The 13,242-nt window shown below is 62.5% G+C and carries 14 protein-coding genes; 4 read left to right on the top strand and 10 right to left on the bottom strand.

The features are described from left to right. The first annotated feature begins 412 nt into the window (after positions 1–412). A complete protein-coding gene (locus MF6394_RS14635) occupies positions 413–688 on the top strand; it encodes a DUF6124 family protein (protein ID WP_034134247.1) in 276 nt (91 codons plus the stop codon). A 180-nt stretch (positions 689–868) separates the two neighbouring features. Next, complete coding sequence (locus MF6394_RS14630; RefSeq protein ID WP_228391200.1) at positions 869–1,396, top strand: Sbal_3080 family lipoprotein; 528 nt, start codon at positions 869–871, stop codon at positions 1,394–1,396. Positions 1,397–1,558: 162 nt separating this feature from the next. Here the strand turns inward: MF6394_RS14630 and MF6394_RS14625 are convergent, their stop codons facing one another. The 4 genes from MF6394_RS14625 to MF6394_RS14610 form a co-directional block, all read right to left on the bottom strand. After that, positions 1,559–2,491, bottom strand: coding sequence for a pyridoxamine 5'-phosphate oxidase family protein (locus MF6394_RS14625; protein ID WP_078466938.1), 933 nt, complete (start codon positions 2,489–2,491; stop codon positions 1,559–1,561). Between the two features lie 80 nt (positions 2,492–2,571). Continuing rightward, positions 2,572–3,456 carry a LysR family transcriptional regulator gene (locus MF6394_RS14620; RefSeq protein ID WP_047711265.1) on the bottom strand — a complete coding sequence of 295 codons (885 nt, stop codon included), beginning with the start codon at positions 3,454–3,456 and terminating at the stop codon, positions 2,572–2,574. Then, the gene (locus tag MF6394_RS14615) at positions 3,456–4,376 is read right to left on the bottom strand and encodes a LysR family transcriptional regulator (protein ID WP_078466937.1); all 921 of its coding nucleotides are present in this window, start codon (positions 4,374–4,376) and stop codon (positions 3,456–3,458) included. Before MF6394_RS14615 ends, MF6394_RS14620 begins: the two co-directional genes overlap by 1 nt. 16 nt (positions 4,377–4,392) lie before the next feature. Next, positions 4,393–5,025, bottom strand: a complete 633-nt coding sequence (locus MF6394_RS14610) for a glutathione S-transferase family protein (RefSeq protein WP_078466936.1) — start codon at positions 5,023–5,025, stop codon at positions 4,393–4,395. Between the two features lie 216 nt (positions 5,026–5,241). Here MF6394_RS14610 and MF6394_RS14605 point away from each other — a divergent pair, with 216 nt between their 5' ends. Beyond that, a complete protein-coding gene (locus tag MF6394_RS14605; RefSeq protein WP_047711268.1) occupies positions 5,242–6,318 on the top strand; it encodes an aldo/keto reductase in 1,077 nt (358 codons plus the stop codon). A 740-nt stretch (positions 6,319–7,058) separates the two neighbouring features. Here MF6394_RS14605 and MF6394_RS14595 read toward each other — a convergent pair. Further along, positions 7,059–7,478: a chemotaxis protein CheY gene (locus MF6394_RS14595; protein WP_078466934.1), complete on the bottom strand. Its 420-nt coding sequence runs from the start codon at positions 7,476–7,478 to the stop codon at positions 7,059–7,061. Positions 7,479–7,649: 171 nt separating this feature from the next. On the opposite strand from MF6394_RS14595, the gene MF6394_RS14590 reads away from it, so the two are divergent. After that, positions 7,650–8,486, top strand: a complete 837-nt coding sequence (locus MF6394_RS14590) for a 5'-nucleotidase, lipoprotein e(P4) family (protein WP_078466933.1) — start codon at positions 7,650–7,652, stop codon at positions 8,484–8,486. 42 nt (positions 8,487–8,528) lie between these two features. On the opposite strand, the gene MF6394_RS14585 is transcribed toward MF6394_RS14590, so the two are convergent. Genes MF6394_RS14585 through MF6394_RS14565 form a run of 5 tightly spaced genes read right to left on the bottom strand, consistent with a single transcriptional unit; the run spans position 8,529 to position 13,238 of the window. Further along, entirely contained in the window at positions 8,529–8,951 is a 423-nt protein-coding gene (locus MF6394_RS14585; RefSeq protein ID WP_047711273.1) for a RidA family protein, read from the bottom strand. A gap of 11 nt (positions 8,952–8,962) precedes the next feature. After that, the gene (locus MF6394_RS14580) at positions 8,963–10,546 is read right to left on the bottom strand and encodes a flavin monoamine oxidase family protein (protein ID WP_078466932.1); all 1,584 of its coding nucleotides are present in this window, start codon (positions 10,544–10,546) and stop codon (positions 8,963–8,965) included. A 12-nt stretch (positions 10,547–10,558) separates the two neighbouring features. After that, on the bottom strand, positions 10,559–11,482 hold the full coding sequence (locus MF6394_RS14575) for an ABC transporter substrate-binding protein (RefSeq protein ID WP_078466931.1): 924 nt from the start codon (positions 11,480–11,482) through the stop codon (positions 10,559–10,561). An 18-nt stretch (positions 11,483–11,500) separates the two neighbouring features. Continuing rightward, positions 11,501–12,274, bottom strand: coding sequence for an amino acid ABC transporter ATP-binding protein (locus MF6394_RS14570; RefSeq protein ID WP_047711276.1), 774 nt, complete (start codon positions 12,272–12,274; stop codon positions 11,501–11,503). Then, the gene (locus MF6394_RS14565; protein WP_047711277.1) at positions 12,267–13,238 is read right to left on the bottom strand and encodes an amino acid ABC transporter permease; all 972 of its coding nucleotides are present in this window, start codon (positions 13,236–13,238) and stop codon (positions 12,267–12,269) included. Before MF6394_RS14565 ends, MF6394_RS14570 begins: the two co-directional genes overlap by 8 nt. Between the last annotated feature and the right edge of the window lie 4 nt (positions 13,239–13,242).

Here is a 13,242-nt window from a genome sequence, read left to right as displayed (position 1 = left end):
GTAGGAGCGAGCTTGCTCGCGAAAAACCCACAGGCGCCGCGCTTACTCAGGGAGCACGCGTTATCGTTGACGTTTTTCGCGAGCAAGCTCGCTCCTACATGGGGTATTCGGCGTACCCGCAATGGCGCGGTTGTCAGACCGCTCTTACACAACTTTCGGGTTGCGTCCGATGAGCCCCACCGCTAACCTTCGCGGGTCGCTGCAAAATCAGCGAATGGGTGTGGTAGCCCAGTTCTTTCATAGACCCCAAAAACGCTCAAGGGCGTTTTTTTATGCGGGCTGCTTTGTGGCGGCTGTGCATGGGAGGCTTCGGCCTGCCGGGTTTCTATGACCGGTCTACCACCCCGTGTACAGTCGCCTCCTTACTTCGTGTGGTAGCGAAATGGAGGTGCTCATTCATAGGAGCTTCGCCATGAAAAAAGTCACACCCAATCCCCCACCATCCCCCTCGGATGAAAACCCGCAACTGCCTCCAGATGTCATCTTCACCGTCCGCCCCGGACTCAGCACTGAAGCCGCCTTGAGCAATGCCAGCGAAATGCTGGAGTCCGCGACTGTCTGCGCCTACGACTGTGCCGAACAGCTTGACGGTCACGCCCGCAAGCAGGTGTTGGCGGTGGTGCAGATGATCGAGATTGCGCAGTTGCTGGTAGATGAAGCGTTGAACCGTGAGTGCCCGGTGGCCTGATGAAAACGCACACCCCCAACAGGCAATGACATTCCCCTGTGGGAGCCGTCGAGCTTTAGCGAGGCCGCGATAGCGGTGGATCAGGCAATGAATATGTTGACAGTGCCGCCGCCATCGCAGCCTCGCTAAAGCTCGACAGCTCCCACATTGGATCGGCCGCGTCTCAGTAGAGAGTGATCCATGCTGGAACTTCACTGCTATCATCCAGCCACTACTTATGACATGGAGGTCGCTATGCACCAGGTAACAACCCTCGCTTGCTTACTGGTAGGCGGCGCCCTCACCGGCTGCAGTATCACGCAAACCGTCACCCCCGTTCCCTCCTCAACTGTTCACTCGCCCGAAATCTGCATGATTCCCGCCGCAGGCTTGCGTGAAGGCTTCAATACGACTTACACCGCTCAATTACGCAGTAAGGGCTTTCAACCCCGCGAGTTGCCGCCAGGCGCCCCGCCCGCCAGTTGCGCGCTGTCGACCACTTATATCGGTACATGGAGCTGGGACATGGCGCTGTACATGAGCTTCGCCGATATCCAGGTGTTCGAGAACGGTCGAAGCGTCGGACAGGCGTTGTATGACTCAACTTCGGGTGGCGCCCGAATGGGCAAGTTCATCGATGCGCAAAGCAAAATCATCGAGATGACCAATCAGCTGTTTCCCAATGCTGATTACGGCATGACTCGACGTCAGGCTGACCTTCTTCCCTAGAGCGAGCTCATCCACCTGCCTGCGCCACACTTCACACCACCTTCTGTAGGAGCGAGCTTGCTCGCGAAAAACCCACAGGCGCCGCGCTTACTCAGGGAGCACGCGTTATCGTTGACGTTTTTCGCGAGCAAGCTCGCTCCTACAGGGCATTATCGTGCCAGGCTACCAGGTGCCCATCGCCAGGCTGTGTGGCGAAAATTCCGCGAATTGCCAGCGCAAGGCCAACGCTGCCGGGCGGCGGACCACATGTTCCACCGTCACCGTCCACAAGCGCTGCGCGCCTTCGAACTCAGCCACTTGCGGCCCACCCAGGATCAACGAAGTACGCCCGGCCACTTGCAGCACGTCGCCGGTCTCAAAATCCACAAACAACAACCCCGCCACCGGGTTGGCGTGCAGGTTGCCGAGGGTGTTGAAGAACAGGTTGCCGGCAAAATCCGGGATGGTCAGTACGTTGCCTTGCACCCGCACAAATCCCGTATTGCCGCCTCGGTGGGAGACGTCTACCGAGCGTTCGCCGTGCAGGTCGACGTAGCTGGCGACGAAGAAGGTGTCGGCGTGGCGGATCAGTGCTTGAGCCGCGTCGTCCAGGCGGTTGCTGCGCTCGGCCAGGTTGCCGGGTTTGCGCGCAATGCCGGCGACGGGGCGCAGTTGGATGTACTTGGGGCAGTTGCCGAAGGTGTGTACCACGTCGACCGTGAAGCCCTCCTGCTCATGCGTTCCAATGCGGCCATTCATGCGGTTGCGGCGGCGGGTGTTGAGGTCGATGCCCAGCAGGCCAATGGCCGAGCCATCCGTTATTCCAGCCCAGGCGGGATCAGTTCTGGAAGGCAGGCTGTCGATCTGCAACGTGTGCGGATCGGGTGAGTGCGCGAAGCCTGGTGCGCCTTCCAGCATCGTCGCCCAGGGGATGCCCTGTTCGTCCACCACACCCGCGATCAGGTACGGCAGTAGCGGATAGAAATCGCGATGCTGCTCAGGCAAATGATCACGAATGACTTTGGGCCCGATCATGGCCATGCGTTCAGAAACGCCGGCACTGTCCTGCATGTGTCGTTCGCCGACATGCCAAGGGGTTGGTTCAATCGAGTGCATGGCGCTCACCTCCGGTTAGAGACTGAAGATGCTGCGCCCACACCGCGATGAAGAGAATGCCCACCCTGGGCAATCCACTATTACGCCAACTGAAACGCCGGATGCTCGCGCAACGCGCTGACGCAGTAGTCAACAAAGCTGCGCACGCGCATCGACGCATGGCGGCCTTCGCGGTAGACCACATGCACCGGCTGCGGCGGTAACTCGAAGGCAGGCAACAGGCGCTGCAACTGGCCGCTCGCCAGGTGTTCGTGCAGCGGGTAACTCAAGGTTCGAATCACGCCCGCCCCCTGCACCGCCGCATTGATCGCGCCTTGGACAGTGGCGCAACTCAGCCGGGCGCGAGCCTTGAGGGTGTAATGCGGGAAATCCCAGTGCACCGGGTCGGCGCTGGCAATCAGATGATGCTGCTTGAGTTCAGCTGGATGCCGGGGCTCCCCCCGGGTCGCCAGGTAAGCGGGGCTGGCGCAAAGGACTGTGCCCACCTGCCCGACCTGCCGCGCAATCAGCGACGAACTGGGCAATTCGCCGACCAGCACCGCCACGTCCAGCCCCTCTACGTGCAGGTTCGGGTAATAGTCGTGGTAATGCGCGATCACACGCACCGCCGGGTAGCGATCCGCATAGCCGGCCAACAGCGGCGCCATGACATAGCGGCTGAACAGCAATGGCAGGAATATCCGCAGGTCGCCCTGGGCCTGCACATGCAAACCGTTGGCCGAAGCCTCGGCCGCGTCCACCGCTGCCAGCAGGCGCACGCAGTCGGCAAGGTAAGCTTGGCCTGCGTCGCTTAAACTGACGCCGCGGGTGCTGCGTTGCAGCAACACCACGCGCAGGCGTGTCTCCAGGCGCGCAACTGCACGTACCAGCGTCGGCCCGGAAACCTGCGCATGACGTGCCGCCGACGCCAGGCTCGGTTGCCCGGCCAGCGCGGTAAACAGCTGCATATCGCGAAAACGCTCCATCAGGCGCGCCGCTTGGTCGCCGCGTTCAGGGCCGGGTCCTGCCCGAGGCGCTGGCTGAGGAAATCCACAAACGTATTGACCTTGGCCGGTACGCGGCCGTTTTGCTGGAACACCACGTGGATCGGCAGCGGCGCCGGTTCGAAATCCTCCAGCACCAGCTCCAGCTCACCCGCCGCCACCGCTGCCGCGACTTGATAAGACAGCACCCGCGTCATACCCCAGCCCAGGCGGGCCAGGGTGATCGCGGCATTGTTGGCGGTGACCACCAGGCGTGGCTCGATCGGTACCTTCAGCGGCTGGCCGGCGTCGATAAATGTCCACTCACTGACCCGTTGGCTGGACGATGAGGTGACAAGCTTGGCCTCACGCAACTGCTCGGGGCGCTGGGGCCGCCCGTGTTGGTCAAGATAAGCCGGCGATGCGCACACCACCCGGCGTACTTCGCCGACCTTGATCGCTTGCTGCCCGGATTGTTGCAGGTGGCCGATACGTACCGCCACGTCAACACCTTCGTCGGTCATATTGACCACCCTGTCGACCAGCAAGGCGTTGATACTCACCAAAGGAAAACGGTCCAGGTAATCCCCCAGCACCGGCGCCACATACAGCTCGCCAAACAGTACCGGTGCGGTCACCGTCAACTGGCCGCCCGGGATGGAGTAACTGCCCGCCGCCGCTTCCTCGGCCTCGTCCAGCTCGGCAAGGATGCGTCGGCAATCTTCCAGGTAACGCTGGCCGGCTTCGGTCAAGTGCAGGCTGCGGGTGGTGCGCGCCAGCAACTGGGTGCCGATGCGTTGTTCCATGGCGGCAATGGCCCGAGTCACGCTGGGCGGCGACGTGTTCAGGCGGCGCGCGGCAGCCGCGAAGCCCTCCTCCTCGGCCACGGCCAGGAACACCTGCATTTCATGAAATCGGTCCATCGGCGCCCCTTGTTTGTTATTGCGATTGCAGCCCCACCGCCGTACGCGGCATGCCAACGAAACCCGGCAGTGCTTCGATGCTGGCCAGCCAGGCGCGTACCTTAGGGTAGTCGGCCAGGGACACATTGCCTTCCGGCGCGTGGGCCACGTAGGTGTAGAAGGCGATATCGGCAATGCTGGGCTGCTCACTGGCGAGGAAACGGCTCTGGCTCAGTTGCTGCTCCATCACGCTCAACAAGGCATGGGCACGGTTGATTGCGCTGACAGTGTCCACCTCGGCGCCAAACACCGTGGCCAAGCGCGCCGTGGCAGGCCCGGCATGCAGTGGGCCGGCAGCGGCCGAGAGCCAGCGTTGTACTCGCGCTTGCCCGACAAGGTCACTCGGCAGCCATTGGCCGTTGCCATAGTTGCTGGCCAGGTAAAGCAGGATGGCATTGGAGTCGGCCAGTACCGTGCCGCCGTCATCAATCACCGGCACCTGGCCGAAGCTGTTCAGGGTGGTGAGAAACTCAGGCGTTTTATGCGCACCTTGCTTGAGATCCACCAGGATAAATTCGCTCGTCAGCCCCAGCAGGGACAACATCAGCTCGACCCGGTGGGAGTGGCCGGACAGGGGAAAACCATAGAGTTTGATCGCAGGCTGGGTCATGACAGGCTCCAAATGAGTGGGTATCGACGCCAGGGATGTTCTACCGCTGCCCTGTCTGGCGGAATGACCAGGATTCACAATCCAGCATTTCATCCAGCGAAACAATCCCTCGTGCACGTCGCAGCCAAGCCTGGCGCGAGCATTTCATGAAAAAATTCAAACTATCGCCGTCCCCATCGTTCACACCTTCACGTGCAACGTTAAGTAGGAGGCAACATGCAGTACCGACAACTGGGTCATTCCGGCCTGCTGGTATCGGAAATCATCCTGGGCACCGTGCCCTTTGGCGGTCGCGCAGAGTTTGAAAAATGCGGTGCGGTGGACGTGCCCCTGGCCAAGCGCATGTTCGATATGGCGTTCGACGCCGGAGTGAATATGGTCGACACCGCCGACCTCTATTCCCACGGCCTGGCCGAAGAAGTGGTGGGCAAGGCGCTGGGCGACAAGCGCAACGACATTCTGCTGGCCACCAAGGGCCGCAGCCCGGTAGACGACAACCCCAACAACTCCGGCTCGTCGCGCTACCACTTGATCCGCGCCTGCGAAGACAGCCTCAAGCGCTTGGGCACCGACCACATCGACTTGTACCAACTGCACAACTGGGACGGCATGACGCCAATCGAAGAGACCCTGGAAGCCCTGCGCCTGTTGGTCGGCTCGGGCAAGATCCGCTACTTCGGCACCAGCAACTTCACCGCCTGGCAGATGATGAAAACCCTGGGCAAGGCTGAACTGCACGGCATGCTCAAGCCGATTACCCAGCAGATCTACTACACCCCGGAATCCCGCGAGGCCGAGTACGAGTTGCTGCCGTTGGCCCTGGACCAGCAGGTTGGCACTTTGGTGTGGGGCCCGATGGGCGAAGGCTTGCTGACCGGCACAACCCGACGCGGGCACAAGCCGCCGGCCAATACCCGCCAGGGCAGCGGTTGGCCGGAACCCTACGTCCACGACCAGGAACGTGCGCTGGACATTATCGAGACCCTCGCCGCCGTCGGCGATGAACACGGCGTCTCGGTCGCCCGCACCTGCCTGGCCTGGCTCAAGGATCGCCCGGGGATCACCTCGCTGATTGTCGGCGCCCGTACCGAAGCACACCTGCGCGATAACCTGGCGGCCACCGAGCTGAAACTCACCGAAGCGCAGTCGGCGCGTATCGAGGCCGTCACTCGCCGTCAGCCGTTGTACCCCTACTGGCACCGCTTCACCGCCGGGATTGATCGTTTTGACCCCGCGGAGCAACCGTTCCTGGCCGAGCATCAAAAGACCCTGGATGCGCGCAAGGACAGGTAAAACAACACCCGCCCCAATACCGATTAATTAAGCGAGCGCAATGCTCAAAGCAACGAAGACCCAATGTGGGAGCTGGCTTGCCTGCTCCCACAGTTGGATCGAGGGGTGTCGGGTAGATATGCGCAGGCTTTCAGGGCGTCACGGGAGCAAGCTCCCTCGCCACAGGTCCGGCATCGCCATCTACACAACTTTTTTGGGTAGCCGCAGACGGTAACCACGATGCGAAGCGAGCCGCTCTTGATCTTGATCTGCTTTTGATCTTAGGCGCCCCGTTAAACCACGCTGGCCGGAATTCGACAGGGATTTGGGGGGTAAACCGGCAGGGATGCCGGTTTAGCCGCCCCGCGCCATGGATGGCGCGTGGCGGCGGCCCCCCAAATCACTGGCGGATTACGGGCACACCGAGCCTAAGCGAGGTGCCGAGTGGTGGGGCAAGAGCGTTTTGCTTACTTTTGCGCTGTTCAAAAGTGAGCCGCTGTCAGAGCGGAACCCTAAGTGGCCGTTACCGCAGCAATGGATATGTACACAATCCAACTGTGTCGCCTGCCAGACCGCCTTCGCGAGCAAGCCCGCTCCCACAGCAAGCTGCCTCGCCACAGGTCCAGCGTCGCGTCGAAGTTGGGTAGATACCTATGCTCATCGCAGGCAAGCCAGCGCCTTCATTTGACATGCATCCCCTGTGGACGGGCTTGCCCTCATGCCGATGAGTTAAGCAAATACGATGCTCAAAGCAATGAAGCTCAACGCGTGGGTGACATCCCGGCGACGCGCGCCATCGCCGCCGGGTGGAGCATTTCCAGGCAGCGGCACAGGGAATTGAAATCCGGCGACTGCGACAACGACAGATGCAAGGTCTGGCTGGCCGACACCGGCACCATCGACCGCTGCGCGCACTGCCCGTCATAGAGCAGCGCATGCCGGATCATCGGATTTTCTCGGCAGAACTTCAGCAGGTCGACCTGGCGCGAACGCACCAGCGCGGTGTTGATGATCAACAGGTCGAACATCACGCCGTTCGAGCGCGTCAGCGCCTCCACTTCTTCGAATGAGCTCAAGGGGGCGATACGGTGATAGCCCAACTGGTTGAGCATCTTCTCGATCTTGACCCGCTGCAGATGCTCTCCATCGGCGATCAGAAAACGTAACGCTTTATTGGGCATAGGCAAACCTGGCAGATGGGCAGCGACGACGATCCTTCAACGCTCGCTACATTACCCGCCAAGGGTGAAGCCTGGCTTTAAGACGATTCCGAAACGGCAACGAGCCGCGAGCCTCGCAAGTGATTAGACTGGCGTGCAGACCACGCCACCCCGTTCTTCGAGACCCAGCCCATGCGAAACCTGCTCTTTGCCAGCCTCTGCTTGCTCACCACCGCCCTCGCGGGCTGCCAGCAACACCCGCCTGCCAACGACCAACTCGACGCCGTGCTCTGGACTCAGACCTCCATCGAGCACGAACTGATCTACCGCCAGCTCTTCGCCAATGCCACCCGCCAACTGGACGTCGCCCTGGCCGACCCGAGCTGGGACGCCCTACCCTTTGCCCCACGCAACCTGGCCGGCTTGCCCCCGGCCGTGGTGGTGGACATCGACGAAACCCTGCTGGACAACGTGCCCCTCAACGCCCGCGACATCATCAACAATCAGGTCTATTCCTATGACCGCTGGAACACCTGGGTCGAGCAGGCCAAGGCCCAGGCATTGCCAGGCTCGGTGGCGTTCCTGCAGGCGGCCCGGCAAAAAGGCATCCAGGTTTACTACCTCACCAACCGAGAACACAGCCAAGTCGCGGCCACGGCCAAAAACCTGCGTTTGCGCGGTTTCCCGATTGAGAGCGACGCACAGATCCTGGCGGCCAGCACCCCCACCGGCCACTGCGAAAGCGCAGGCTACGGCAAGCAGTGCCGCCGCCAGTGGGTCGCCAGCCATGCCCGCGTGCTGTTGATGGCCGGAGACTCGCTGGGAGATTTCGTGCAAGCCGAACACAACACCCTGGATGCGCAGCGCAAGGCCGTCGAACCCTATGTGAACTGGCTAGGCCAGCGTTGGTTTCTGCTGCCCAACCCGAGCTACGGCAACTGGTATAGCGCGCCGTATGGTGACGATGAGAGCTTGCCGTTTGCGCACAAACGCAGGCTCAAGCAGGGGGCGTTGCTGTTGCAGGAATAGGGTGAAGCCCTGCCATGATGATCGTTCCCACGCAGAGCGTACTCACACCGCCCTGGCCGCAATCGCCTCCACCTCCACCAACGCCCCCGGCAACGGCAGCGCCACTACTTGCAACGCGGTGCGCGCCGGTTTGTTTGGCTGTTCGGGTGTGCCAAAGAACTGGGTATAGCCGCGCTGCAACCCGGCAAAATCCAGCTTGCCACCGGTCTCTTCGGCGCCGACCAGAAACACCCGTAACTGCACGATGTCGCCCACGTCCAGGTCGTGTTGGCGCAGGATCTGGCGCAGTTTGTTGAACACTGAAACGCTCTGCACTTCGGTGTCGCCATACACCCCAGGCACCTTCGGGTCGGCGGGGTCCGGTAGCGTGCCGCTGACAAATACCAAGCTGGCTGAGGCCGGCACGGTGACGGTTTGCGAGATGGGGAATTCACCGACGCTGGTGCGTTGGATGCTGTCGCTCATGGTGTGGCTCCTCAGGATGCGGCCAACGCCGCGAGTTGGTGTTGTTGGGTGATGCGCTCGGCCAGTTGCGCGACCACATGGCGCGCCGAGTTGGCTGCCGATTCCTGCCAGATACCCACGCCGCTTTGCACCAGGCCGTCGCCGGCGAAATACACGCGGCCATGGGGCTGTTCAAGCAAGGCGTGGGCCTGGGCTGGGAAATGTTCACGTTGCAACCACGGGCCTTCGCTGTAGGGGATCTGCTCCCAGGACACCGCCAGTGGATTGCGCAAATGCCTGGAATTACCTGGATGCAACAGCTCCACGGCGTGTCGGGAGGCGGCGTACTGCTGATCGAGCGGTTGGGCGCCAAACACGTCGGCGCCCTCGCCGGTCACGTAACCGGCCACCAGCACGCCTTCGCGGGTGTTGAGGTCGTTGCTGGGGTACCACAGCAGGCGCGCCGGATGCTCGATCCACGACAAGCCGCCGTAGGTACGGTAGTCGGTCTCCCAAAAGCGCGGGGATTGCCAGGCCACCTTGGTCGCCTGGTCGCTGCGAGTGCTGAGCAGGGCCGCCTTGACCGGTGCGCTGAAGTCCGTATCGAGCTTGGCCAGCAGGGGCAGCGGCAAGGTGGAGACCAGAAAGTCGGCACGCACCACCTGTTCGCGGCCACTGTGCTGGTCGTGGTAGGTCACCGCCACGCCGTCCTCCAACTGGCGAATCTGCCGCACCTGGGCGCCCAGTTGCACCTGCTCCTGCACGCGTCGGTAGAGGGCGTCGGTGATGCGGTCCATGCCGCCCACGGGCTGGAACATGGTCGCCGAAAATTCCGGGAATTCGGTGTGTAACAGAGCGCCCCAGAGTTCCGGGTGCAGCAAGCGGTCCAACGTCAACGGGCTGCGGCGGGCGGGCAAGGCGCCAGGGTGAGCGGCGGATTCGAGGTGCCCCGAACGCAGAGTGCCCTCAAACGCCAACGCCTGGGACAGGTCGCCATAGACCTGCAAAAAAGCCAGCAGGCGCGTGCGTTCTTCGCCACTCAGTACATCATCAAGAGCATCGCGTTGCACCGCCTTGGCCAACAAGCCGGATAAATGCCCACGCGTATCGTTGAGCGCCTGGCCGACGCTGAACGCTGCCTGGCTCAAGTCCGGTCGCACCTGGGCACCATGACTGCTGTTGACCAGCACTTCCAGGGGCACGCCCAGTTCACTGCAATAGTCGAGGATCGTGCGGTGCTGGCTGGGAATACGCGCCGGCCCAGCGTTGAAATACTGGCCAGGGTCAAACCCCACCGTTTGCGAGCGACCGTCCTTATAGTCCACGCGGTCGCCGTGGCGCAGGGTCCAGGTACGGCCACCCACGCGCTCGCGGGCCTCCAGCACCTGCACGCTGAAGCCGGCGCGCGTCAATTCCAGCGCAGTGACCAGCCCGGCAATCCCGGCGCCCAGCACCAGTACACGGGTGCCCTGCCCCAGGCCGTCCTTGAGTTTCAGTGGTTGCGGTCGACGGTGTGACGATGGGCCCAGGCCCAACACTGCCAGTGCATCCTTGACCGCTTTCTCACCGCCCACCGCTGCGATACTCGACAGCGCTTCACGTCGTGTCAGTCCCATGTCTGTGCCTCCTTAATCCGGCAGCCCAGGCGGGTTGATCAGCGACTGGTCGACCCGTTCCACATCCAGGCCCCAACGTTGCAGCACCTGCGCATATTGCCCCCCGGCAATCGCACCTTGCAGGGCGGTGTGAATCGGTTTGACCAAGCCGTTGTCCTTGCGCGTGGTTACCGCGATATCGGCCTGCAACGGCCAGCCACCGTTGACGGTGCCGACGCGCTTGATGCCGCCGGTGATCGCCGCCGAATAGGCGTACACTGAGTTCGGCCCGAACAGTGCGTCACTGCGTCCCGACTGCACCGCCAGTTGTGCGGCGGCCTGGTCGTCGAAGTACTGCAACAACGCAGGTTTGAGACCGGCTTTCTCATTGGCCTCGTTCCAGGCCAGCAGGACCTTTTCCTGGTTGGTGCCGGAGCCGACGATGATCTTCAGCCCGGCAATGTCCGCCGCCTGCTTGATCTCATTGATCTTGCTGGTGCTCTTGACGTAAAAGCCGAGCACATCCTGGCGGTAGGTGGCGAAGTCGAAACGCTTCTTGCGTGCCTCGGTCACGGTGACATTGCTGATCACCGCGTCGTATTTGCCCGAGCTGACGCCCAGGGGCCAGTCTTCCCAACTGGTCTGCACCACGTTGAGTTGCAGACCAAGGCTGTCGGCCACCAATTGGGCGGTGTCGGCCTCGCTGCCGATGGTGGTCTTGTCGTCATTGGCCAGCAGCGCCAGCGGTGGCCCGGCTACGCCTGACACGGCCACGGTGAACTTGCCCGGCTGGGCGAACTTGAAGCCCGGCGGGATCTGCGCGATGGCCGCTTCATTGCGTGGCGCATGGATGCGCGGGCGGTCGGGGCTGAGGTCGACCTGTTGCACGGCGAATGCGCTGTGGGCCGTGGCCCCGGCAATGGCCAACAGGGCGACACGGGCAGTGGTGATAAACATGGGCAGTCACTCCTTGAACTAAAGCACTTTGCCGAGAAAGGCCTGGGTGCGGGGATGTCGGGGTTGGCGCAAGATTTGTTCGGGCGGGCCTTCTTCGATCAGTTGACCGTCGCAGAGGAACACCACGTGGTCGGCCACTTCGCGGGCAAAGCCGATCTCATGGGTGACGATCACCAGGGTCACACCCAGTTGGGTCAGGCCCTTGATCACGTCCAGCACCTCGCCCACCAGTTCCGGGTCGAGGGCCGAGGTGGGCTCGTCGAACAGCAGCACTTTGGGGTCGAGCGCCAAGGCCCGGGCGATGGCGACGCGTTGCTGTTGGCCGCCGGAAAGCTGGCGCGGGTAAGCGTCGGCCTTGTCCGCCAGGCCGACCTTGGCGAGCAGTTCATCGGCCTTGTCACGGGCCTGCACCCGGCTCCAGCGCTTGTGCGCCAGGGGCGCTTCGGCGATGTTTTCCCAGGCAGTGAGGTGGGGAAACAGGTTGAAGTTCTGGAACACAAAGCCCACGTCGATACGGCGCTTGAGGATCTCGCGTTCGGTGAGTTCAAACAGCAGGTCGCCTTTGCGCCGATAGCCGACGTATTCACCGTCGATGGTGATATGCCCGCTGTCGATCTTCTCCAAGTGGTTGATGGTGCGCAGCAAGGTGGACTTGCCCGAGCCGGACGGCCCGAGGATCACCGTGACCTTGCCAGGGTCGATGCTCAGGTCGATATGATCGAGTACCTGCTGGTTGCCAAAGCGCTTGCCCACGCCCTGGATCTGAATGCGCCCGGCGCGTGCTTCAGGCATGGGCCTTCTCCTTGAACCAGCGGCGCACGCGCTGCAGCGGCGTGGGTGGCAGCACCCGCGCGGTGCCCCGGGCGAAGTGGCGCTCGACGTAGTACTGGGCGCTGGTGAGCGCGGTGGTGATGATCAAGTACCAGACCGTGGCGACGATCAGCAACGGGATCACCGCCTGGGTGCGGTTGTAGATGACCTGCACGGTGTAGAACAGCTCGGGCAAGGCCAGCACGTAGACAATCGAGGTGCCCTTGACCAGGCCGATGATTTCATTGAACCCCGACGGCAAGATCGAGCGCAGCGCCTGGGGCAAAATGATCCGGAAGATGCGTCGAGAGGCCGGCAACCCCAAGGCCGCCGCCGCTTCATGCTGGCCGGCATCCACGCCAATCAGCCCACCGCGAATGATCTCCGCCGCGTAGGCCGCCTGCATCAGGCTCAAGCCCAGGACGGCCACGGTGAATTGGCTGAGCACATCCACCGTCGACCACTCGACGAACACCAGGTCGGTGAACGGCACGCCTAGCACGATGTGGTCGTACAGGTAGGCAAAGTTGTAGAGGATGATCAGCACCAGCAGGGCCGGCATCGAGCGGAAGAACCAGATATAGCCCCAGGCCAACGCCGCCAGCAACGGCGAACCCGACAGCCGCGCCAGGGCCAACGCGGTGCCCAGCAGGATGCTGAACACTGTGCTCAGCAGCGTCAGCAGCAACGTCTGGCCCAGCCCGCGCAGCACCGAGGGCGAAAAAAACCACTGGCCGAACACCCCCCATTCCCAGCGCGGGTTGGTGGCCAGAGAGTGCACGATGGCGAGTAATACCAGCGCGGCGAAAATCGACCCGGCCCAGCGCCAGGGGTGCCGGGCCGGCACCACGCGCAACGCCTTGATCGGCGTGGCGGCACGGCGCTGGTGCAGCGGTTGGGCGCTGACTTCATTCAGCAGGTCATAGGGTTTGGCGACAATGGGCATGTTC

Origin of the sequence: Pseudomonas sp. MF6394 (assembly GCF_002018845.1) — a bacterium.
GTDB classification, from domain to species: domain Bacteria; phylum Pseudomonadota; class Gammaproteobacteria; order Pseudomonadales; family Pseudomonadaceae; genus Aquipseudomonas; species Aquipseudomonas lactis.
This window is presented reverse-complemented; position numbering and strand designations above follow the sequence as displayed.

What these genes read in the sequence shown, in the direction of transcription:
- MF6394_RS14615 (WP_078466937.1), bottom strand. Translation starts at nt 4,376, where the DNA reads ATGGACCGATTTCATGAAATGCAGGTGTTCCTGGCCGTGGCCGAGGAG.
- MF6394_RS14565 (WP_047711277.1), bottom strand. Translation starts at nt 13,238, where the DNA reads ATGCCCATTGTCGCCAAACCCTATGACCTGCTGAATGAAGTCAGCGCC.
- MF6394_RS14610 (WP_078466936.1), bottom strand. Translation starts at nt 5,025, where the DNA reads ATGACCCAGCCTGCGATCAAACTCTATGGTTTTCCCCTGTCCGGCCAC.
- MF6394_RS14635 (WP_034134247.1), top strand. Translation starts at nt 413, where the DNA reads ATGAAAAAAGTCACACCCAATCCCCCACCATCCCCCTCGGATGAAAAC.
- MF6394_RS14630 (WP_228391200.1), top strand. Translation starts at nt 869, where the DNA reads ATGCTGGAACTTCACTGCTATCATCCAGCCACTACTTATGACATGGAG.
- MF6394_RS14585 (WP_047711273.1), bottom strand. Translation starts at nt 8,951, where the DNA reads ATGAGCGACAGCATCCAACGCACCAGCGTCGGTGAATTCCCCATCTCG.
- MF6394_RS14575 (WP_078466931.1), bottom strand. Translation starts at nt 11,482, where the DNA reads ATGTTTATCACCACTGCCCGTGTCGCCCTGTTGGCCATTGCCGGGGCC.
- MF6394_RS14595 (WP_078466934.1), bottom strand. Translation starts at nt 7,478, where the DNA reads ATGCCCAATAAAGCGTTACGTTTTCTGATCGCCGATGGAGAGCATCTG.
- MF6394_RS14590 (WP_078466933.1), top strand. Translation starts at nt 7,650, where the DNA reads ATGCGAAACCTGCTCTTTGCCAGCCTCTGCTTGCTCACCACCGCCCTC.
- MF6394_RS14625 (WP_078466938.1), bottom strand. Translation starts at nt 2,491, where the DNA reads ATGCACTCGATTGAACCAACCCCTTGGCATGTCGGCGAACGACACATG.
- MF6394_RS14605 (WP_047711268.1), top strand. Translation starts at nt 5,242, where the DNA reads ATGCAGTACCGACAACTGGGTCATTCCGGCCTGCTGGTATCGGAAATC.
- MF6394_RS14580 (WP_078466932.1), bottom strand. Translation starts at nt 10,546, where the DNA reads ATGGGACTGACACGACGTGAAGCGCTGTCGAGTATCGCAGCGGTGGGC.
- MF6394_RS14570 (WP_047711276.1), bottom strand. Translation starts at nt 12,274, where the DNA reads ATGCCTGAAGCACGCGCCGGGCGCATTCAGATCCAGGGCGTGGGCAAG.
- MF6394_RS14620 (WP_047711265.1), bottom strand. Translation starts at nt 3,456, where the DNA reads ATGGAGCGTTTTCGCGATATGCAGCTGTTTACCGCGCTGGCCGGGCAA.